22 protein-coding genes are annotated in these 21364 nt (G+C 64.9%); 18 read left to right on the top strand and 4 right to left on the bottom strand.

The features are described 5' to 3' along the window. Position 1 precedes the first annotated feature (1 nt). From RQP55_RS02980 to RQP55_RS02920, 13 genes are all read left to right on the top strand, one after another. On the top strand, positions 2-658 hold the full coding sequence (locus RQP55_RS02980; RefSeq protein ID WP_315608701.1) for a DUF1345 domain-containing protein: 657 nt from the start codon (positions 2-4) through the stop codon (positions 656-658). Between the two features lie 65 nt (positions 659-723). Beyond that, on the top strand, positions 724-1263 hold the full coding sequence (ppa, locus tag RQP55_RS02975) for an inorganic diphosphatase (RefSeq protein ID WP_315608700.1): 540 nt from the start codon (positions 724-726) through the stop codon (positions 1261-1263). A gap of 43 nt (positions 1264-1306) precedes the next feature. Further along, complete coding sequence (gene crtY / locus RQP55_RS02970) at positions 1307-2488, top strand: lycopene beta-cyclase CrtY (protein ID WP_315608699.1); 1182 nt, start codon at positions 1307-1309, stop codon at positions 2486-2488. Continuing rightward, on the top strand, positions 2485-4014 hold the full coding sequence (locus tag RQP55_RS02965) for a phytoene desaturase (RefSeq protein WP_315608698.1): 1530 nt from the start codon (positions 2485-2487) through the stop codon (positions 4012-4014). The genes crtY and RQP55_RS02965 overlap by 4 nt, the downstream gene beginning before the upstream one ends. Continuing rightward, a complete protein-coding gene (locus RQP55_RS02960; RefSeq protein ID WP_315608697.1) occupies positions 4011-4592 on the top strand; it encodes a TIGR00730 family Rossman fold protein in 582 nt (193 codons plus the stop codon). Before RQP55_RS02965 ends, RQP55_RS02960 begins: the two co-directional genes overlap by 4 nt. A 150-nt stretch (positions 4593-4742) precedes the next feature. Further along, positions 4743-5645: a phytoene/squalene synthase family protein gene (locus tag RQP55_RS02955; protein WP_315608998.1), complete on the top strand. Its 903-nt coding sequence runs from the start codon at positions 4743-4745 to the stop codon at positions 5643-5645. 12 nt (positions 5646-5657) lie between these two features. Further along, positions 5658-6551: a prephenate dehydratase gene (locus RQP55_RS02950; RefSeq protein ID WP_315608696.1), complete on the top strand. Its 894-nt coding sequence runs from the start codon at positions 5658-5660 to the stop codon at positions 6549-6551. Between the two features lie 21 nt (positions 6552-6572). Beyond that, the gene (locus RQP55_RS02945; RefSeq protein WP_315608695.1) at positions 6573-7037 is read left to right on the top strand and encodes a GNAT family N-acetyltransferase; all 465 of its coding nucleotides are present in this window, start codon (positions 6573-6575) and stop codon (positions 7035-7037) included. Then, positions 7016-7546 (top strand): GNAT family N-acetyltransferase, encoded by a 531-nt coding sequence (locus RQP55_RS02940; RefSeq protein WP_315608694.1) that lies wholly within the window; start codon positions 7016-7018, stop codon positions 7544-7546. The genes RQP55_RS02945 and RQP55_RS02940 overlap by 22 nt, the downstream gene beginning before the upstream one ends. Before the next feature lie 59 nt (positions 7547-7605). Next, positions 7606-8745 carry a flavodoxin-dependent (E)-4-hydroxy-3-methylbut-2-enyl-diphosphate synthase gene (ispG, locus tag RQP55_RS02935; protein WP_315608693.1) on the top strand — a complete coding sequence of 380 codons (1140 nt, stop codon included), beginning with the start codon at positions 7606-7608 and terminating at the stop codon, positions 8743-8745. Next, on the top strand, positions 8742-9647 hold the full coding sequence (locus RQP55_RS02930) for an EamA family transporter (RefSeq protein WP_315608692.1): 906 nt from the start codon (positions 8742-8744) through the stop codon (positions 9645-9647). The genes ispG and RQP55_RS02930 overlap by 4 nt, the downstream gene beginning before the upstream one ends. Next, positions 9644-10141: a GNAT family N-acetyltransferase gene (locus RQP55_RS02925; protein ID WP_315608691.1), complete on the top strand. Its 498-nt coding sequence runs from the start codon at positions 9644-9646 to the stop codon at positions 10139-10141. The genes RQP55_RS02930 and RQP55_RS02925 overlap by 4 nt, the downstream gene beginning before the upstream one ends. Positions 10142-10196: 55 nt before the next feature. After that, positions 10197-10886: a murein L,D-transpeptidase catalytic domain-containing protein gene (locus RQP55_RS02920; protein ID WP_315608690.1), complete on the top strand. Its 690-nt coding sequence runs from the start codon at positions 10197-10199 to the stop codon at positions 10884-10886. A gap of 82 nt (positions 10887-10968) precedes the next feature. Here the strand turns inward: RQP55_RS02920 and RQP55_RS02915 are convergent, their stop codons facing one another. Continuing rightward, positions 10969-12414, bottom strand: a complete 1446-nt coding sequence (locus RQP55_RS02915) for a L,D-transpeptidase family protein (RefSeq protein WP_410000262.1) — start codon at positions 12412-12414, stop codon at positions 10969-10971. Between the two features lie 194 nt (positions 12415-12608). Here RQP55_RS02915 and RQP55_RS02910 point away from each other — a divergent pair, with 194 nt between their 5' ends. Then, positions 12609-13877 carry a metal-dependent hydrolase family protein gene (locus RQP55_RS02910; protein WP_315608688.1) on the top strand — a complete coding sequence of 423 codons (1269 nt, stop codon included), beginning with the start codon at positions 12609-12611 and terminating at the stop codon, positions 13875-13877. A 151-nt stretch (positions 13878-14028) separates the two neighbouring features. Continuing rightward, complete coding sequence (locus RQP55_RS02905) at positions 14029-15852, top strand: DUF885 domain-containing protein (RefSeq protein WP_315608687.1); 1824 nt, start codon at positions 14029-14031, stop codon at positions 15850-15852. A 97-nt stretch (positions 15853-15949) separates the two neighbouring features. On the opposite strand, the gene RQP55_RS02900 is transcribed toward RQP55_RS02905, so the two are convergent. Continuing rightward, positions 15950-16936 carry a glutathione S-transferase gene (locus tag RQP55_RS02900; protein ID WP_315608686.1) on the bottom strand — a complete coding sequence of 329 codons (987 nt, stop codon included), beginning with the start codon at positions 16934-16936 and terminating at the stop codon, positions 15950-15952. 176 nt (positions 16937-17112) lie between these two features. Here RQP55_RS02900 and RQP55_RS02895 point away from each other — a divergent pair, with 176 nt between their 5' ends. Beyond that, entirely contained in the window at positions 17113-17865 is a 753-nt protein-coding gene (locus RQP55_RS02895) for a MipA/OmpV family protein (RefSeq protein ID WP_315608685.1), read from the top strand. Between the two features lie 37 nt (positions 17866-17902). On the opposite strand, the gene RQP55_RS02890 is transcribed toward RQP55_RS02895, so the two are convergent. Further along, positions 17903-19276, bottom strand: a complete 1374-nt coding sequence (locus RQP55_RS02890) for a flavin-containing monooxygenase (protein ID WP_315608684.1) — start codon at positions 19274-19276, stop codon at positions 17903-17905. Between the two features lie 167 nt (positions 19277-19443). On the opposite strand from RQP55_RS02890, the gene RQP55_RS02885 reads away from it, so the two are divergent. Further along, positions 19444-19845 carry a hypothetical protein gene (locus RQP55_RS02885; protein ID WP_315608683.1) on the top strand — a complete coding sequence of 134 codons (402 nt, stop codon included), beginning with the start codon at positions 19444-19446 and terminating at the stop codon, positions 19843-19845. A gap of 51 nt (positions 19846-19896) precedes the next feature. Here the strand turns inward: RQP55_RS02885 and RQP55_RS02880 are convergent, their stop codons facing one another. Next, the gene (locus RQP55_RS02880) at positions 19897-20553 is read right to left on the bottom strand and encodes an SOS response-associated peptidase family protein (protein ID WP_315608682.1); all 657 of its coding nucleotides are present in this window, start codon (positions 20551-20553) and stop codon (positions 19897-19899) included. A 165-nt stretch (positions 20554-20718) separates the two neighbouring features. Here RQP55_RS02880 and RQP55_RS02875 point away from each other — a divergent pair, with 165 nt between their 5' ends. Then, the gene (locus RQP55_RS02875) at positions 20719-21318 is read left to right on the top strand and encodes a hypothetical protein (RefSeq protein ID WP_315608681.1); all 600 of its coding nucleotides are present in this window, start codon (positions 20719-20721) and stop codon (positions 21316-21318) included. Positions 21319-21364 lie beyond the last annotated feature (46 nt).

The raw sequence follows: 21364 nt of genomic DNA, 5'->3' as shown, positions 1-21364 counted from the left end.
GATGGCTGGGCCAACCGCAACACTTGGTAACCGGTTGGCCCCGCCCCGTTTCATCGCCTTTGCCCTGCTGCTGCCGCTTGGCGCCGCGCTGTGGCATTGGTTTGATCCGGCAGCGCCCTGGCAGGATGCCCTGGCCATGGGCTTTGACCTGAGCGCCGGGGTTTTCCTGCTCTCGCTGCTGCCGCTGCTGCGCCGCTTCCCGGTGGCCGAAATGCGCCGCCATGCGCAAGAGAACGATGCCAACCGCACGCTGATCGTGGTGATTTCCACCCTGCTGGCGCTGGTGGTGATGGCCGCAATCTCGGGCGAGCTGGCCGCGGCGCGCGGCGGCGATCAGATGGCGATGGTCAAGCTGCTGGTCACGCTGGTGCTGGCCTGGCTTTTCGCCAATTCGGTCTATGCCCTGCACTATGCCCACCTGTACTATTTCGGCAGCGACGAGAACGGCGGGCATCGCGGCGGAATCCAGTTCCCCGGCACCAACAGCCCTGATTACAGCGACTTTGCCTATTTCGCCTTTACCCTGGGGATGACCTTCCAGACCTCTGACGTGGCGATATCCGAACCATCGGTGCGGCGGCTGGTGCTGGTCCAGTGCCTGGCATCGTTCGTGTTCAACATCGGCGTGATCGCCTTCACCATCAACGCACTCGGCTAATTTTCCGCGCAATTGGGCGCTGCCCCCTGTTGCAGTGCAGCAAGGCCGCGTCTAAGGGCGCGGCCATGCGTATCGACCTTATTCCCGCCGGCGACAATCCGCCCCACGAAATCAATGTCCTGATCGAAGTGCCGATTGGTGGCGAACCCGTGAAGTACGAGTTCGACAAGGCCAGCGGCGCGCTGTTTGTTGACCGCATCCTGCACACGCCGATGCGGTACCCGGCCAATTACGGTTTCATCCCGCACACATTGGGCGAAGATGGTGATCCTCTTGACGCGCTCGTGATCACGCGTTCGCCGATCATGGCCGGTGCCGTGATCAAGGTTCGTCCGGTTGGCGTACTGCTGATGGAAGACGACAAGGGCGGCGACGAGAAGCTGGTCTGCGTGCCAGTCGACGCCACCTTCCCCTATTACCGCGAAGTTGCTGGCCACGATGACCTGCCGCCGATCGTGACCCAGCAGATCGAGCACTTTTTCCAGCACTACAAGGATCTTGAACCGGGCAAGTGGGTCAAAATCAAGGGCTGGGGCGATGTCGAAAAGGCCAAGCAGCTGATCGTCGAGGCGCAGGAGCGCGCGCTCGGCACGAAGTACGCCTAAAGGCCGGTTGCGCCGACCGGTCGGCCCGCTACAAGCGCGGCCCATGACCGGTCGTCGCCACGATATTGCTATTGCCGGAGGAGGACTGTCCGGCGGGCTGATCGCGCTTGCCCTGCAGCGTGCCCGGCCCGAGCTGGACGTGGTGTTGCTCGAAGCCGGCGGAGCGCCGGGCGGCAACCACCGCTGGTCATGGTTTGCCAGCGACCTGGATGAAGCCGGAGCCGACCTCCTTTCAGCGATGCGCATCACCCGCTGGGATCAAGGTTATGACGTGGCCTTCCCGGCCCATGCGCGCCGGCTGACCACGGGCTACCGCTCGCTCGCTTCGGCAGACTTTGCCGCCGCCCTGGCCCGCGAGCTGGCACCCGGCACGATCCGCGCCAATGCGCAGGTGGTGGCGCTGCACGCCGATGGCGTGGAGCTGGAGACTGGCGCGCGGATCGCGGCGCGCACCGTGATCGACTGCCGGGGGTTCGCGCCGAGCCCAGACCTCTGCGGCGGCTGGCAGGTCTTCATGGGCCGGCATTTGCGCACCGCGCAGCCGCACGGAGTGACCCGGCCGGTTATCATGGATGCCCGCGTGAACCAGCACGGGGCCTATCGCTTTGTCTATGTCTTGCCGCTGGCTCACGATGAACTGTTCATCGAAGACACCTATTACGCCGACAGCCCGGATCTTGATCGCCGTGCCCTGTCGAGCCGGATCGACGCCTACTGCGCGAACCACGGCTGGAACGGCGAACTGCTGGGGCATGAAACCGGCGTGCTGCCGGTCGTGACAGGCGGGAACTTCAATGCCTGGCAGGCAAGCCTGCGGGTGCCCGGCGTCGCCCGGGCCGGTGCGCGCGCCGGGTTCGTCCACCCGCTGACGAGCTATACCCTGCCGCAGGCCGCCGCTACGGCGCAACTGATCGCGCGCGAGGCAGACTTGCCGGGCGAGCAGCTGGCCGCGCTTCTTGAAGGGGAAGCCGCCCGGCACTGGTCAGCCACCGGCTTCTATCGCAGGCTTGGCGCCATGCTGTTTGGCGCAGGCGCGCCTGACCAGCGCTATCGTATCTTTGAACGTTTTTACCGCCTGCCGGAACCGAGCATCGAACGCTTTTATGCCGCCCGATCGACCCTGGGTGACAAGGCGCGCGTGCTGGTGGGCAAGCCTCCCGTGCCGGTGCTGGGGGCGATGCGCGCCTTGCTTGCGTCCGGGGCGCCAATGGCCGAAAGAGCATGACAATGACAGATCCAGTCCCCGCCACCCCAACCCTGCCCGTGCCCACCGGCAAACGCGCCTGCGTGATCGGTGCCGGCTTCGGCGGCCTGGCGCTGGCGATCCGCCTACAATCAGCCGGGATCGAAACCGTGGTCGTTGAAGCCCGCGACAAGCCCGGCGGGCGCGGCTATTTCTGGGAACAGGACGGTTTCACCTTCGATGCCGGGCCCACCGTGATCACCGACCCGCCCTGCCTGCAAGAGCTGTGGGCGCTGACCGGCCACGACATGGCCGAAGACGTCACGCTGATGCCAGTCATGCCGTTCTACCGGCTCAACTGGCCCGACGGCACCAACTTTGACTATTCGAACGACGAGGCCGGCCTGGCGCGCGAGATTGCCCGGGTCGCGCCTGGCGACCTCGCCGGTTACGAGGAATTTCTGCAATACGCCGCCGGGGTGTTCGAGGAAGGCTACGTCAAGCTTGGCACGGTGCCGTTCCTGGACTTTTCCAGCATGATCAAGGCCGCCCCGGCGCTGGCCAAGTATCAGGCCTGGCGTTCGGTCTATTCGATGGTTTCCAGCTTCATCAAAAGCGAGAAGCTGCGCGAGGCGCTGACCTTCCATACCCTGCTGGTCGGTGGCAATCCAATGACCACCAGCGCGATCTATGCCCTGATCCACAAGCTGGAAAAGGACGGCGGCGTCTGGTGGGCCAAGGGGGGCACCAACCAGCTGATCGCCGGGATGGTCAAGCACTTCGAGCGGCTCGGCGGCACGCTGCGGTTGCATGATCCGGTGGTCCAGGTTCACACCCTTGGCAACAAGGTGACCGAGGTGGAATGCGCCAGCGGCTGGACCGAGCGCTTCGATGCCGTCGCCAGCAATGCCGATATCATGCATTCCTACCGCGATCTGCTGTCGGAAAGTCCGCGCGGTCCGCAAATGGCGCGCAGCCTCTCGCGGAAGCGCTTTTCGCCCAGCCTGTTCGTGGTTCACTTCGGGCTGGAGGGAACCTGGCCGGGGATCCCGCACCACATGATCCTGTTCGGGCCGCGCTACAAAGGCCTGCTGGATGATATCTACCAGCACGGGGTCCTGCCGCAGGACTTCTCGATCTATCTGCACCATCCAACGGTTACCGATCCCTCGGTCGCACCGCCGGGCAAGAGCACTTTCTATGCGCTGATCCCGGTTGCCAACCAGGGCAAGCTGCCGATCGACTGGGAAACCGTCGGCCCGCTGATCGAAAAGCGCGTGCTTGATGAAGTCGGCCGCCGCCTGATCCCGGACATCCATGACCGGATCGTGACCAAGTTCCACTACGCCCCGCGCGATTTCGCGCTGGACCTCAACGCCCACCTGGGCAGCGCCTTCAGCCTTGAGCCAATCCTGACCCAGAGCGCCTGGTTCCGCGGCCACAACCGCGATGACAAGGTGAACAACTTCTATCTGGTTGGCGCCGGTACGCACCCGGGGGCAGGCATCCCCGGCGTTGTCGGAAGCGCCAAGGCCACGGCCCGCCTGATGGTGGAGGACCTGCGGTGAAGCGGATTGCAGTCTATTGCGGCTCGGCCACGCCTGAGGATCCCCGCTATATCGAACTGGCACAGCAGGTCGGCCGGACCCTGGCGACACGCGGCATCGGCGTGGTCTATGGCGGCGGCAAGCTGGGCCTGATGGGCGCGGTTGCCGACAGCGCGCTGGCCGCCGGCGGCGAGGTGATCGGCGTGATCCCCGAAGCCTTGGTCAATTCCGAAGTCGCGCACCGTGGCTGCACCGAACTCCACGTCGTATCCGGCATGCACGAGCGCAAGCTGGCCTTCACCAACCTGTCGGACGGGTTCCTGACCATCCCCGGCGGTGTGGGGACGATGGACGAGCTGTGGGAAGCAGTATCCTGGGCCCAGCTGGGCTATCACGCCAAGCCGGTCGGCCTGCTGAACGCATTCGGCTTCTATGACCAGTTGCTGGCCTTCAACCACCACATGATCGCGGTTGGCTTTATTCGCCCGGCCCATGCCGGAATCATCATCGCTGAGCCCGAGCTGGACCTGCTGCTGACCCGGATGGCTGCGCACGAACCACACACCCCGATCTTCGCGATGAAGACGAGCGACTTGTGATGCAAGGCTGTGCCAACATCCTTCGACAGGCTCAGGATGGGCGGGGCGGGATTGACTGATAGCACCTCACCCGCTCCGGCTGAGCCTGTCGAAGCCGCTGCGCCTGCTCTGGACCGCGCCCAGCTCCTCACCCATGCCCGCCAGTCGATCATGCGCGGGTCCAAGAGCTTTGCCATGGCCAGCCAGCTGTTCGATCGCCCCACGCGCGAGCGGGTCTGGCTGCTCTATGCCTGGTGCCGCCGCTGCGATGATCTGGCCGACAATCAGGACCATGGCGGCACGCTGGGCGAACAGGCCGGGGCCGAGGCCCGCCTCGCCACGATCCGCGAGCTGACCGCCAGGGCGCTGGCCGGTGAACCCTGCGGCGATCCATCGTTCGATGCCTTTGGCCTGGTCGCGCGCGAATGCGGGATCACCGCCGCCATGGCCGATGATGTGATCGCCGGCTTTGCGCTCGATGCCGCAGACTGGCGTCCGCGGAGCGAGGCGGACCTCCTGCAATACTGCTTCCATGTCGCCGGGGCCGTCGGGGTGATGATGGCCGTGGTCATGGGGGTCGACCCCGAAGACGCGGATACGCTCGACCGCGCCTGTGATCTGGGCCTGGCCTTCCAGCTGGCCAATATCGCCCGCGACCTTGACGAGGATGACGCCGCCGACCGCTGCTATCTCCCGCTCGAATGGCTGGTTGAGGCCGACATTCCCCCGGGCGAGCAGATGAAGCCGCATTACCGCCGCCCACTGACTGCGCTGGTCCACCGGATGTGCGCCATGGCCGAAGCTTACGAAGTGTCGGCCCGGATCGGTGCGGGTCGGCTCGCTTTCCGCCAGCGCTGGGCAGTCCTCGCCGCTGCCGGGATCTATGGTGAGATTGCCCGCGCGGTCGATGCCGCCGGGGAACATGCCTGGGATCACCGCATTCACACCTCGGGCATGCGCAAGCTGTGGCATGTGGTCCGCGCGCTGTGGGAAGCGGCAACGCCTCCGCCCAGAGCCACTGACCGCCCGCCCCTCGGACGCCGCCAGCTTGCAGAGCGCGCCCGCGCGGCCTAGGGGCTTCGCGTCATGCATTCCTATCCCGCCCCCGCGCTCGCCCGTGTCGAGGAAATGGTCCGCGCTGCGGCCGCCGATCCGGCGCGCGCCGTTTCGTTCCAGGGCGCGCCCGGCTGCAACGGCCACCGCGCCGCAACCGAATATGCCCCCGATTGCCTGCCGCTGCCCTGCTTCAGCTTTGAAGACGCGCTCGAAGCGGTGAAGGATGGCCGCGCCGGGCACGCGATCATTCCGATTGAAAACTCGCAGCACGGCCGGGTGGCTGACATCCATTTCCTGCTGCCCGAATCTGGCCTGGCCATCGTGGGTGAGCACTTCATGGCGATCCACCATGACCTGATGGCCGTGGGTGATGGCCCGTTCAAGGCCTGCTATTCGCACCCCCAGGCGCTGGGCCAGTCGCGCTTCTTCCTGCGCGAACGGGGGATCGTGCCGCTGGCCTATGCCGATACGGCCGGTGCCGCTGCCTTCGTTGCCGAGCAGGGCGATCCCGAAGCCTGCGCCATTGCGCCCAAGATTGCGGCCGCACTCTATGGCTTGAAGATCATTGCCGAGAACGTCGAGGACGCGGCCGACAACATGACCCGCTTCGTGGTCCTCTCGCGCCAACCGCTCGATCCGGCCAGCCTGGCCGGCACGGTGACAATGACCACCTTCGTCTTCGAGGTGAAGAATATCCCGGCCGCGCTTTACAAGGCGCTGGGCGGCTTCGCGACCAACGGCGTCAACATGACCAAGCTGGAAAGCTACCAGAAGGGCGCCAGCTTTGCCGCGACCCGGTTCTATGCCGATATCGTCGGCGCGCCGGGCGATCCTGCGGTTGATCGCGCGCTTGAAGAACTGGCCTTCCATTGCAAGGAGCTGCTGGTGCTGGGCACCTATCCGCAGGGGCGGCCAAGAGGTTAGATCACGACAAAGGGGGGCGTGATGGCAGACTATCGCATCATCGAGGACGATCTGACCGGTCCGGCAATCGCCGCCCTGCTGCAACTGCACCTCGACGAAATGCACCAGTGGTCTCCGCCTGAGAGCGTGCATGCCATGCCGATTGAGCGACTGCGCCAACCCGATGTCACCTTCTTTTCGGCCTGGGACGGCGAACGACTGGCCGCCTGTGGCGCAATCAAGCATCTGGCGGGCGACCACGGCGAATTGAAATCCATGCGCGCCGATCCGGACTATCGCGGCAAGGGAGCAGGCAAGGCGATCCTCCGCCAGCTGTTGGACGAGGCAGCAAAGCGCGGATACCGCCGCGTCAGCCTGGAGACCGGACGACCCGACCCTTTTCTGCCCGCGCGGCGGCTTTATGAAAGCCATGGCTTCACCGAATGCCCGCCCTTTGCGGACTATAGCGAAGATCCCTTCTCGATATGCATGACCAAGACGCTCTGATCCTGCGCCCGGCCAATGATGCCGATATTCCCGCCTTGTCGCGCCTGGCGATCGATTCCTTCGTGGCCAAGTTCGGGCCGCTCTATTCGGAAGCGGATCTCAATACCTTTCTGACCGAAAGCCTGTCCGAACCGGCGATTGCGGCCGAACTGGCCAATCCCGACCGGGTTTATCGCCTGGCTGAGCGTGACGGCATTCTGCTCGGCTATTGCAAGATCGGCCTCGCCTGTGGCTTTCCCGAACATGCCCGGGGCGAGCGGGTGATGGAACTGAAGCAGCTTTACACCGCGCCTGATGCCACCGGCATGGGCATTGGCGGTCAGCTGATGGACTGGGCGATGACGGAATTTGCCGCCCGCGGCGCGGACGAAGTGCAAATCTCGGTCTATGCCTACAATGACGGCGGCCACCGCTTCTATCGCCGCTATGGCTTTGACAAGGTGGCCGACATCACCTTCCGCGTCGGCGAACAGCTCGACGAGGAATTCCTCTTCGCCCAGCTGTTCTGAGCTGAGCCGGCCCAAGGATCGGGCTTTGCCTGATCCAGTCGATGCATTAAGGACGCGCCATGTCTTCAGTCCGTCCCTGGCGCGAGATCGCGCGGCGCAAGTCCCGGCAGATCATGGTGGGCAAGGTTCCCGTCGGTGGCGATGCGCCGATCACGGTCCAGACCATGACCAACACGCTGACCTCCGATCCGGTGGCAACGATAGGTCAGATCCGCCGCTGCGAGGAAGCCGGGGCCGATATCATCCGCGTATCCTGCCCGGACGTGGAAAGCACCGCAGCGCTGTCCAAAATCGTCAAGGCAGCGCGCATCCCGATCGTGGCCGACATCCATTTCCACTATAAGCGCGCCCTTGAGGCGGCCGATGCGGGCGCAGCCTGCCTGCGGATCAACCCGGGCAACATCGGCAGCAGCGAGCGCGTGGCCGAAGTGGTCCGCGCCGCCAAGGCCAATGGCTGCGCGATCCGCATCGGGGTCAACGCCGGCAGCCTGGAAAAGGACCTGCTTGAGAAATACGGCGAGCCCTGCCCCGAAGCGCTGGTCGAATCCGCGCTCGATCACATCAAGCTGCTGCAGGACCATGACTTCCACGAATACAAGGTGGCGGTGAAAGCCAGCGACGTGTTCCTTGCGGTCGGCGCCTATATGGGTCTGGCCGAAGCGGTCGACTGCCCGCTGCACCTTGGCATCACCGAAGCCGGCGGGCTGATCGGCGGCACGGTCAAGTCGGCAATCGGCATCGGCAACCTGCTGTGGGCCGGGATCGGCGACACGATCCGTGTCTCGCTCTCGGCCGAGCCGGAAGAGGAAGTGCGCGTTGGCTACGAGATCCTGAAATCGCTGGGCCTGCGCACCCGCGGCGTGCGGGTCGTCTCCTGCCCCTCGTGCGCACGACAGGGCTTTGACGTGATCCGCACGGTGCAAAAGCTTGAAGACGCCCTGAGCCACATCAAGACGCCGATGAGCCTTTCGGTGCTTGGCTGCGTCGTCAACGGCCCGGGCGAAGCGCGCGAAACCGACATTGGCGTGACCGGCGGCGGCAATGGCAAGCACATGGTCTACCTGCGCGGCGTGACCGACCACCACGTCCAGGACGACAACATGATCGACCACATCGTCAAACTGGTCGAGGAAAAGGCGGCCGAAATCGAGGCCGGAACCGTCGCCAGCATGGACAGCCTGCACGGGAAGGCGGCGTGAATTCACGCGGCGGCCTGCCGCCGCTCCACTTGCTGCTCGCCCTCGGCGTGATGGCCGTCTGGGGCACCAATTTCGTGGTGATCAAGCTGGCGCTGGCGCACTTGCCGCCGCTGACGCTCGCCACCCTGCGCTTCAGCCTGGCCTTCCTGCCGATGGCGCTGCTCATCAAGCGCCCGGCCGTGCCGCTGAAGAACCTGGCAGCCTATGGCGTGCTGATCGGCGCGGGGCAGTTCGGCCTGCTGTTCACCGCGATGCGCACCGATATCACTCCGGGCCTGGCCAGCCTGGTGGTGCAGACCCAGGTCTTCATCACCATCGGCCTATCAATGCGCCTGACGGGTGAGAAAATCGCGCCTTACCAGATTGCCGCCATGGCCTTGGCCGTTGCGGGCCTGGGCACGATCGGCTGGCACACCGATGGCAGCGCCACGCCGCTGGGGCTGCTGCTGGTGCTGGGCGCCGCGCTCAGCTGGTCGCTGGGCAACATGACCGCGCGCGCTGCCGGCCCGGTGCCGATGCTCAACTATGTGGTCTGGTCCAGCGTCTTTGCCGTGCCGCCGCTCTTCGCGATGGCCCTGCTGACCGAAGGCTGGCCGCAGATGGCTGCCGGGGTTGCGGCGGCGGACTGGACCACCTGGGGCGCCGTCGTCTGGCAGGCGGTGGGCAACACCATGTTCGGCTATGCCGCATGGGGCTGGCTGCTGGGCAAGCACCCCGCGGCGCAGGTTGCGCCGCTGGCGCTGCTGGTCCCGGTCTTCGGACTCGGCTCTTCGGCGCTGCTGCTGGGCGAACCGCTGCAATGGTGGAAGATCCTGGCCTTCGTGCTGGTCATGGCCGGACTTTCACTGGGTGTCCTGTGGCCACGATTCATGACGAAAAATAAGGTAGAGGCCCGCGCATGACGCTATCGATCCGCACCGCCACCCCCGCTGACCTGCCCTTGATCGCGCAATTGATCCGCGATCTGGCCGACTATGAAAAGCTGCTCCACGAAGTCCGCTTTGATGAAGCGGTGCTCGGCCAGAAGCTGTTTGGCCCGCGCCCCTATGCCGAGGTCGTGATTGGTGAGATCGATGGCACGCCGCAAGGCTTTGCGCTGTTCTTTCACAACTTCTCGACCTTTGAAGGCAAGCCCGGGATTTACCTCGAAGACCTGTTCGTGCGGCCAGAGGCCCGGGGTTCGGGCTTGGGCAAGGCGCTGCTCTCGCACCTCGCCATGCTGGCGGTGGAGCGCGACTGCGCCCGACTCGAATGGTCGGTGCTCGATTGGAACAGCCCGGCTATCGGTTTTTACCAGAAACTGGGCGCCCGGCTGATGGACGAATGGACCGTCATGCGCGTCGATGGCACGGCATTACAGCAACTTGGCGCTGAAGGACGCGGTTTGGCCGCTTAGGGGCTTGAACCGACGTTAAGCGCTGCGTTATCCACAAGAGGCTATGAGCGGGGCCATGAACAGGCGTGACATCTTGCTGGGCGGACTGGCCGCCGGTGCGGCGGCCGCCGTGCCATCGGCCGCGCATGCGCGCAATCTCGCCAACGCCTTTGAAGAAGCCTTCGGCGTAGCGCCGTCGGCCCAGCCGCCCGCGCTGCCCGGCCTGCCCACCACAGTCGCGCCCAACCCCGCCTATGACGCCAAGCTGCTGGAGATCGCCCGGCGCGAGTTGCAGCGTGCCGGCAGCAAGGTCTGGCGCACTGACATCGTTGGCATTGCCGATTTTGCGCGGCCGAGCACACTGCCCCGGTTTCACTTTGTGAACCTTGAAGCCGGCACGATCAAATCGTTCCTGGTCAGCCATGGCCGCGGCTCGGATCCGGCGCACAGCGGCTTTCTTAAAGCCTTCTCGAACGTGCCAGGATCAGAAGCAACCTCGCGCGGGGCTTACCTGACCTGCGAATGGTACAAGGGCAAATACGGCACCTCGGTCCGGCTCGACGGGCTTGATGCCGACAATTCCAACGCGCTGGACCGGGCCATCGTGATGCACCCGGCCGAATATGCGCGCGAGGATTACATTGCCCGCTTTGGCCGCCTTGGCCGCAGCGAAGGCTGCTTCGCCATGTCACCCGCGCACTTCAACGAAGCGCTGTGGAACCTCTCCGGCGGCCGGCTGCTCTATGCCGACCGGATTGAGGTCTGATCCTCGTTTGTGCGTTCGGCCCGTCCGGGCCTCTCTTGCAACACCGGCCCGCTCCCTTCGCGGAGGCGAAGGGCGCACCAACCTAAAGCGGATTATCCAGCTTGATCACCGTTTCGGTTGACTTGCGCTTGCCATCCCAGGCCGCGCGCGGGGCGGTGAAGCTGGCGAGGACGGGCGCGTCACGGCCATAGAGGTCGCCAAACTTGCCCATCTTGCCGGTGATGTCCGAAGCCATGGTGAAATAGGTCAGATAGACCGGGAAGGTCCGGGTCATCGCGACGCGGGTGTACTTGCCCGAGGTCACGATCGCCACCGCATCGTCCGGGGTTACCCCGGCACCCAGGATCGCCATGGTGATCGCCAGCTCTGTAGCGCGCTCCGTCCGCACGCAACCGTGGCTGAGCGCGCGCTGGGCCAGCTTGAACAGGTTGCGATTGGGCGTGTCGTGCAGGAAGATCGCATGCTCGTTCGGCATGTCGAGCTTCATCAGGCCCAGAGCATTGCCGGGGCCCGGCTGCTGAACGACGGTGATCGAGCCGTCCTTGTTCTTGGTAACCTTGTAATTCTCGCGCTTGGCCTTGGCCGGGTTGGCAAGCAGCTGCGCTCCCAGGCCCTCGCCCTTCACGATCGATTGCGGCACGGTCCAGGTCGGGTTGAAGACGACGCCTTCAACCACTTCGGCCAGCTGCGGGGTGGCTGTGCGGCCCGGCTTGCCGACAATTGTGCGGTAGGACCGGATGATGGCGTTATCGACCGTCAGCCGCAGCTGGAATTCCGGCACGTTGGTCAAAAGATAGAACTTGCCGAGATCGCGCGGCAGCCAGCGCCAGCGATCCATGTTCACCTGGATCAGCGCACGGGTGGCCTTGTCGGTCGCAGGAGCCTTCGCGAGTGCGTCCTTGAGCTTGGCATAATCCGGGTGCGTTGGTGCCAGTTTGGCGATCGCCCCGGCGATGTCCTTGCTGGCCAGGGCATCGGCCATGACGGTTGCAGTCGGGCTTTGGTCGACATCGGGATCGACCACGAACCACTGCACCCGCGAATCCATCCGGGTGCGGCCATCGCGCATGTCCTCGATCAGCCAGGCGAACGAGCGGCTGGCTTGTGCATCCAGCGCCGCACCGGGGCCGGCCAGGATCGCGGCGCGCAGATCGGCGAGCTGGTAATCCGCGGGGATCAGGCCGTGCGCGCCAATCCCTTCGATCACCTTGGCCAGCACCTGCGCATCGGCCACCTGCCAGGCCAGCACGGGTTCAAGCACCGGCAGCTCCGGTTCGATCGTGGGGGCAGCCGGCTCCTGGGTCGCGGGCGGAGCCGGCGTGGCAGCAGGAACGGGCGCCGGGGTTGGCACAGGGGCAGAGCCGGTCGGCTGCGGGCTGGGCTTCACCGTCGGGGCGGGGGCCGGAGCCGGCAGGATGCTCTCGGGCGAACGGGCCGCCTGGGCCAGCGCGGACCCGGCCACAAGAGCCAGCGCCAGGGCTGAGACGCCACGCGTCGCCCGCCAGAGTGCCCAGCCATTGCCAACCATTGTCATACTCCGTTGCAGGCGCTGCCCCATCCCGCAGCGGATTTTCAGTTCAGTCATGTCGTAATTGCCCGTTTCGCCGCCCTGCTTCAAGGTTCAACCCGGCCATCATCCGCAGGTTCCTGACGGTAAGCACGGGTTGTCATGGAGCCGATAAGGCGGCACACCTGAACGGAAGATTGAGGGGGAGTAACCCGATGCAGAAAGTTTTGATTGCGCTTGCCGGCCTGCTGGCCAGCACCAGCCCGGCGCTGGCCGATACCATCGTGATCCGCGCCGGCTCCGTCCTGCGCGACGCGGCGAGCGAGCCGACGGGGCCGGCCACCATCACCGTCACCGACGGCAAGATCGTCAGCGTGGTGCCCGGCGCTCCCGCCGCTCCGGCTGGCGCGCGCGAAGTTGATCTGTCGGGCAAGACCGTGGTCCCCGGACTGATCGACCTGCACGTCCACCTGACCTCCGATCCGGGCACCGACTATCGCAACGAAGCGGTCGAGCCCGAAGAATGGGGCATGGTGGTAGGCGCCAAGAACGCGCTGATCACCCTGCGCGCCGGATTCACCACGGTGCGCGATGCCGGCTCGGCCCAGTATACCGGCTTTTCGCTGCGGCGCGGGACGGCCGAGGGCCTGATCCCCGGTCCGCGGATCGTCGCCGCGGGCCCGGCCTTGTCGATTGTCGGCGGACATGGCGACACAACCGGCTTCCGTGAGGATATCCATTCGGTGCTCGATCAGGGCTATACCTGCACCGGCCCGGTTGAATGCGCGGAGAAGGTCCGCAAGGCCAGCCGCGCCGGGGCTGACGTGATCAAGATCACCTCGACCGGCGGCGTGCTGAGCCAGCAGGGCCGCGGGCTGGAAGGCCACTTCACCACCGCCGAACTGGAATCGATCATGACCACCGCCCACTCGCTGGGTTTGAAGGTCATGGCCCATGCCCACGGCGCGCGCGGGATCGAAAGCACGGTCCTGGCCGGGGTCGACACGATCGACCACGGCACCTTTGCCGATGAAGCGGCGCTCAAGGCGATGAAGGCCAAGGGCACCTACATGGTGCCCACGCTGATGGCGCTGGAAGGCGTTCGCGCGCGGCTGGGCAAGGGGATCTATACCCCGACGGTTGAGGTCAAGGGCCGGCAGGCAGTGGAAGCCGCCGGCAAGCAGGTCCAGCGTTCCAAACAGCTGGGCGTGCCGGTTGCCTTTGGGACCGATGCCGGGGTGTTCGAGCATGGCCGCAATGGCGAGGAATTCGCCCTGCTGGTCAGGAACGGACTGACCAACCGCGAGGCCCTGGCCAGCGCAACGACGATTGCGGCCAAGGCGCTGGGCATGGAAACCGAGGTGGGCCAGATCGCGCCCGGCTTCTCGGCCGACCTGATCGCGGTTGATGCCAACCCGCTTGCCGACATCCGCACGCTTGAGAAAGTGCGCTGGGTGATGGAGCGCGGCCGCATCGCCCCCTGAGCTTTCCGTCGAACCGCTGCGGCGGTTGATCGAAGCCTGACAACTGCCGCCGTGGCAGCGACGTAAGCTGCTGCCCGCACAGCGGCTTGCGTGCCGCAGTCAACTGTATTACACTGGCAATACACATTGCCCTCCGCCAAAGGAAAAGCCCATGAAGTCGCTTCGTTCCGCGCTGCTCGCCACAGCCCTGCTGGCCGCCCCATTTGCCGCCACCCCGGCGCTTGCCAAGTCCGCCGCGCCGACTGCCCAGCCCGCACAGAGCGAACATGACCAGCTCTTCGCGCTGTTCGCCAAGTCGGACGAAGACAGCCTTAAGCGCAATCCGCTGTCGGCCCTGTTCCGCGGCGATACGCGCTATGCTGATCGGCTCGGCGATTACCTGACCCCGGAATACAACAATGCTGAACGCAAGGCGGCTGAAGATGAGCTGGCCGCACTACTGAAGATCGATCGCACCAAGCTTTCACCGACCGACCAGATCGCCTGGGATGTTTTCAAGTATGACCGGACCAGCACGCTCAAAGGCCTGACCCCGGAAATCCTGGCGCTGACTGACACGCGGCCGCTCAACCACTTCTTCGGCTTCCACACCTTCTACCCGACGCTTGCCAGCGGGAAGACCGGGATCCCGATGAAGACCGTGGCCGACCATGAAAATAGCCTGAAGCGCCATGCCGACTATGTGAAGCTGATTGACCGTTCGATTGCCAAGTTCCGTGAAGGCAAGGCCAATGGCGTGCTCGAAACCAAGCTGACCGTGCGCAACATGATCGAACAGCTTGATACCCAGCTGAAACTGCCGGTTGAGCAATCGCCCTATTGGGAGCCGGTCAAGGGCATGGACCCGGCGCTGCCCGAAGCCGATCGCACCCGGCTGACCGCGGACTATCGCAAGGCCGTGGGTGAGGGCATTTACGGCGCCAACACCCGCCTGCGCGATTTCCTGCGCGATGAATACCTGCCCGCCGCACGCGACAGCGTTGGCCTCTCGCAGATGAAGGGCGGGGAAAAGCTTTATAGCCTGGCGATCGAAAACACGACCACGCTACCCTATAGCGCAGAAGAGCTGCACCAGCTGGGCCTGAGCGAAGTGAAGCGCATCCGTGACGGCATGGAGCAGGTTAAGAACGAGGTCGGGTTCAAGGGCACCCTGGCCGAATTCTTTACCTTCATCCGCACCGATCCGCAGTTCAAGCGCAAGAGCAGCGAGGAGCTGACCCAGCGCTATTACGACATCGGCAAGATGGTCGATGGGAAGATCGGCGAGTACTTCGCAGTCCTGCCGAAAACCCCGCTGCAGATCCGCCCTTATGAGGAGTTCCGCGAAAAGTTCGAGGCCGGCGGTTCCTACCAGCAGGGCACCCCCGATGGTTCGCGCCCCGGCACGTTCTATTTCAATGCCTATGACCTGCCCAGCCGGACCACCCCGGGCGAAGTGACGCTTTACCTCCACGAAGGCGCACCGGGGCACCACTTCCAGATCAGCCTGGCGCAAGAGAACGACAAGCTTCCCGCCTTCATGCGCTTTGGCGGCAACACCGCCTTTGCCGAAGGCTGGGCGCTTTATGCCGAGACGCTGGGTTATGACATGGGCTTCTTCAAGGATCCCTATTCACGCCAGGGCACGCTGGATGACGAAATGCTGCGCGCGATGCGTCTGGTGGTTGATACCGGCATCCACGCCAAGGGCTGGACCCGCGATCAGGCGATCGAATACATGCTGGCCAATTCGGCCATGGGCCGCACCGACGCGACCGCCGAAGTCGAACGTTACATCGCCATTCCCAGCCAGGCGCTGGCCTACAAGGTTGGCGCGCTAACCATCCAGCGGCTGCGGCGCGAGGCCGAGGCCGCGCTGGGCAAGCAGTTCGACATCCGTGCCTTCCACGATCAGGTACTGAACACCGGCGCATTGCCGATGCCGGTGCTTGAAGCCAAGATCCGCGCCTGGATCAAGGCAACGAAGCGGGGCTAACAAGAGCCAGAACTAGGCTCCGTCCCCGCTCACCCTGAGCTTGTCGAAGGGTGCTTCGGCAAGCTCGGCACGAGCGGGGACGGGGATATGGTAAAGGCTACCCGCCTAACAGCGCCAGCCAATCCCTGCCCAGCAGCGGATCGACCGCTGCGCGCGCCGTTCCATCCAGCGCGGCATGGCGGGTGCGCAGGTCGGCCAGGCACTTGAGCTGGTATTTGAACATGCCCTGTTCATAGGGAAGGCCCATCGCCTCCATCCGGAAGGTCTCGGCCCCGGTTTCCGCCGCAGCCGCATTGGCGGCCAGGAACGGGGCGTAGACCGCCGCCGAAATCTGCACCAGTTCACGCACCACCGGCGCAAAGCCCGGTTCCCATTCACCCTCGTGCCCGCTCATGTCGTCAATGTGCGCCAGCCAGCGATAGGTATAGGGATAGTCCGCCCGCATCATGGTTTGCGGGGTGGGATCGGTCCCCAACTGCGATAGCTGGCCGAAGATCCCGAATTCGGCGAGGCTGGGCCGGGTGCCGAACAGGCAGAAGCGGTTGACCACGTGCCTTTCCAGCGCATCCAGCACCGCGCGGGTGCTGGCCTCGATCAGCGGAAAATTCTCACGCGTGCAGCCGACCAGCGCCATCCGCCCGACCTGCCGCGCACGGAACATCTCGGCAAATTTCTGGCTCTGCTCCAGCCCGCCACCCTTCGCCGCATCGAAGGCGAGCCAGCGGCTCATCTGCACCTGGTCGACCTCTTCCAGCCAGCGATAGCCGAACATGGCCTTGGTCAGCCATTCGTCGGCGAAGTCTTCCAAAAGGTGGGCGATGAAGGCCTGCGCCGGATCGGGCGGGACCACGCCGCGTTCCGGGTGCCGGGCTTCCAGGTCATAGACCAGCGGGGTCGAATCGTTGGCGAAAGTGCCATCGGGATATTCCAGCACCGGGATCACCGGAGCCTTGACCGCCCCCAGCGCCGCTTGTCGCCGCGCACCTTCATCAACCCACTGGTGGGGCAGCCGGCGATAGCGCAGCAGCGCCCGGATCTTCTGCGAATAGGGCGAGCCCAGCGCGCCATAGAGCTTGTAAGTCATGCGTTCTCCCGTGCTTTGGTCCCGTTGCACGCCTGCCGACACGAGCTATATCTGCCGCCAGGGGTGCGCGGAGCAATGCCATGATTAAATGTGCCGTACCTCTTGTTGCCTGTGCCGTCGGGCTCGCCACGCCCGCGCTTGCGCAGGATGCGGTGCCCGTCGGGCCACCAGCCGGGATGGCTGGCCCGCGCACCGGCAACCAGTTCACCATTGGTTTTGGCCTGGGTGCCGCGCCGGATTACGAGGGATCGGACGATTACCGGCTGCAGCCAGGCGGAGTGGTGCAGGGCCGGGTTAGCGGCATCGAATTCCAGATGCGTGGGCTCAACCTCTATACCGATCTGGTAGCGGACCGGCCGGGCAGCAAGGTCCGCTTTATCCTGGGGCCGGTCATTCAGGTGCGCCCCGAACGAAGCGATACCGTAGACGATCCGCGCGTCGCCCAGCTGGGGCGGCGCAAGACAGCCTTCGAAGCGGGGGCGAATCTTGGCGTAAGCATTCGCGGCGTGCTGATCCCGCCCGCCAGCCTGACGCTGGACGTAACCTGGCTGCGCGATCTGGCGGGCGCGCATAACAGCTATACCCTGACGCCCTCGGTGGCGCTGTCCTCGCCTCTGTCGCAACGCAGCTTTGTGCGATTGGCCGTTGCAGCCGACCACGTTGGCAAAGGCTTCGCCCGAACCTATTTCGATATTGCCCCTGGCAATGTCCTTGCCCCCTACAGCACCAATGGCCGCGGGTGGAAAAGTGCCAGTGCCAGCCTGCTCTACACCCGCGATCTCGGCGGCGATCCGCGCCAGGGATTGGGGTTGTTCGCGATTGCCAGCTACAAGCGAATGCTGGGCCGATTTGCCGACAGCCCGGTGGTGCGGGATGCCGGCAGCGCCAATCAGACCTTCGCGGTCACCGGCCTGCTTTACGCATTCTAGGCGCGTCGCGCTCAAACCGCCGTGATCCGCAGGGGCGTCACACTGACGCCACCGTCCGGCTGCGGACCGGCAGGGCATGGCCCGACGCCGCGGCCCGCTTGGCCCCGCGCTGCAGTTCCTTCTTCAGCGCGCGGACATAGTGATCGAAATCAAGCTGGATCGTGTGGCGCCGCGCTGCATAGTACTGGCCGGTGTAGTAATCCTCATCCTCGGCAATGATCTCTGCCATCTCGGCCGGGTCGGGCGGCAGGTACTCGCCCGCCAGATAGGCCCCGACCAGCTTGGACTGCTGTTCAGCAAAGTTGACCAGCGTCGGCAGCGGCTGGGCCAGCCCCATGTAGAACAGGTCTGGCACCCCCGGCTTCATGATCCGCTTGTAAAGCGGCGGCGGGCGGTTGTCGGAATCCGCGGTAAAGGCCGGATCCTTGAAGAAGGGGAAGCTGATGTCATAGCCCGTGGCCCAGACGATCACGTCGATCACCTCGCGGCTGCCATCGGTGAAGACCACGCCGTCACCGTCCAGCCGCTCGATCCCCGGCTTTACGGTCAGGTCCCCCGATCCGGCGCGCAGCAGGAATTCGCCCGATACGGTGCCGTGGCTCTCGAACGGGCCGATCTCCGGCTCGGGCAGGCCATAGTCGCTCATCCGCCCGACCAGCTGCTTGACCATCCGTCCGCCCAACCACTGGCGCAGCCCCTTGGGCATCCAGGCCGGAGCCGGGTTCTTGTCGAGCGGCTGGCCCCGGTAATACTTCGGGAAAATCCACACCCCGCGCCGCGCTGAAACGAACAGTCTGGCCGCCATCGGCCGCTGCGCCAGTTCGCTGGCGATATCCATCGCGCTGTTGCCAAGGCCGACAACCAGCACCCGCTTGCCGATGCAATCGACCGGCTCGAACGGTGTGCGATAATTGTGGCTATGGATTTGCGCGCCGTCGAACGTGCCGGGGTATTCCGGAATTCGTGCGGCCCAGTGGTGGCCGTTGGCCACGCACAGCGCATCGTAATGCATCACCTCCCCCGTCGAGAGGGTGATCCGCCAGCCCCCTTCAGCCCGGCGTTCGGCACTCTCGACGCGGGTGTTGAAGCGGATGTGGCGACGCAGATCAAAGTGATCGACGTAATCATGGAAGTACTGCAGCAGCAGCGAATGGTGCGGATAGTCGGGCCAGTCGGCTGGGACGGGGAAGTCCTCAAACGCCAGCCGCCACTTGGACGTGTCGATGTGCAGGCTTTGGTAGCAGGCGCTCATCCCGTTGGGATTGTTGTAATACCAGGTGCCGCCGATATCGTCTGACGCCTCATAGACGTCAAACGGCACGCCATAGTCCTTCAGCCGCTTGGCCGTGGTAAACCCGGAACACCCCGCACCGATGATACAGACACGAGGCAATGCGCGCGATTCAGCCATCCCATCATTCTCCACTGGCCTCTGCCGGGCCTTGGATCGAGTATGTTTAAGCGAGCGATTAAAGTCCAGCAGACAATTGATCTGGCGCAAAGCGCTTGGCAGGCTGCGCAGCTAGATCAGCCTTGGGGAAGTCCCGGCACAGGGACGGCAATGGAGAGCGGCCCGCAATGAACGAAACCATCGATCCGACTGCCTGGTCCGGGCTGGTCCTGGGATTTACCGCGCTGTTCGCGGGCATCGGCGCGCTGCGCAAACCGGGCGCCTGGCGGACCATGCTGGAAGAGGTAGAGAACTCCCCCGCGCTCCAGTTTCTCTGCGGCATGCTGGAACTGGTGGTTGGCACGGTGGTCTACCTGCTGAACCCCTGGATCCCGGCTGACCTGCTGGCCTGCGTGCTGAAGGGCATCGGCGGGCTGATGATGATCGAGGCGCTGGCGATCCTGGGCTTTGTCGACATCTACAGCCAGTTCTGGCTGCGCAACCTCACCCACATGCACCGCGGCTGGGCCATGACCACCAGCCTGTTCGGGCTGGCGCTGGCGGTGATCTCAGCACTGCGGTTTCACTAGTCCCGCCTGATCGAGGTGGCCCGCAAGAGCGATTGGCACTGGAAAAGCGGGCTAACCGCCACGCGCCAGCCTGGCTCCGGTCGCCAGATTGCACTGGCTCATGGCTGATGCATAGGGTGCGATGAACCCACTTGCCCGGTCCCACCCGCCAAGCAGCCACTGGTGCGCTGCCGCCGGATCGGCCGGCAGGATCGCCGGCATCCGCTCCACGCCCAGCGCGCGCAGGGCAGAGTTGGCGGGACAGGTGAGGAGCGCGAAGCTGGCCACCTCGCTGTCCTTCCACACCCCGGCCATCGCGAACAGCGGCTGGTCGGCGCAGGATAGCCAAACCTGGCGGCGGCGGCCGGTGGTCGGATCGACGCCGCCCCACAGCATGGCGGCACTCGCCGGGACCAGGCAGCGGAACTCGCTGTTGCGCAGGTTGCCGATCCAAAAGGGCGAATCCGGATTGCGCACGGTTGAAATGGCCCGGCCGGCATCCCCAGCGGAGGTCGGCGGCGGCACGCCCCACAACCGCGGCACCAGCCGCCGCTCAGCATGGCCTTGTGGACGCGGCCCGGCGATGAACTCGCGCCCCGCTGTAACCACCGGCGCAAAGCTGCCTGGCGCGATAATGCCGCCCGCCCATGGATCACCGGCCGCCACCTTTGCCCCAAAGCAGCGCCCGATCTGAACAGCGGTGGCATCAAGTCGATAGGGTGAGGACATTGGCTCAATCTCGGGCCGCAGCGCGCAAGAGGCAAGGCCAAGCGGCACGAAGAGCCGAAAGCCAGCCGGCACAAACTCGCCAGAACACGCAGGAAAGACGCTTTATTTCAATTGCATATGCTTGAAATGCGCTTACGCTTTGGACCGAGATCAAGGGAGAGCCTCATGCTCAGCGACGATGAATTTGTCCGCCTTTTCCAGGAACGCGCCGGTCTGAACCCGGATGGCTGGCCCGGCCGGGATACCTTGTCGATGCTGGATCAGGTGCTGCCGGTCAGAACCACTCCGGCGCTGACCCAGGCAACCGAGACATTGCCCGCTGGCTATTTTCCCATGCTGGCGGAGATTGAAAGCGGCAACCGCCCCTATATCAAAGCCAGTTCATCCAGCGCATCCGGGCTTTATCAGTTCATCCGATCAACCTGGGAAGCCGAAGGCGGCGTTTGGGGCACGGATATGTCCAAGGCGTTCGGCGGCCTGCGACCGCCAGAGCCAGAGCAACTGGCCCGGGCGAAGACCTTTACCGGCAAGAATGCCGTCTATCTGCGCCGCAAGGGCATCCCGATCAACAAGGCCTCGCTTTATGCGGCGCACTTTTTGGGAGCGGTCACCGCCGCCAGGGTGATCGGCGCTGACCCGGCCGATAGCGCCGAAGCCCTGGCCGGGCCGGCTGCAACAAATGCCAACCCTACGATCCTGCGCGGCAAGACTGTGGGCCAGTTCCTGACCTGGCTACACGGCAAAACCGGGGAATGGGCACGATAAGGCTGACGGCAACCACCGGTCACCGCTGGACCTTCGCCGCACGAGG

Origin of the sequence: Novosphingobium sp. APW14, assembly GCF_032337075.1 — a bacterium.
Classification (GTDB): Bacteria; Pseudomonadota; Alphaproteobacteria; order Sphingomonadales; family Sphingomonadaceae; genus Novosphingobium.
This window is presented reverse-complemented; position numbering and strand designations above follow the sequence as displayed.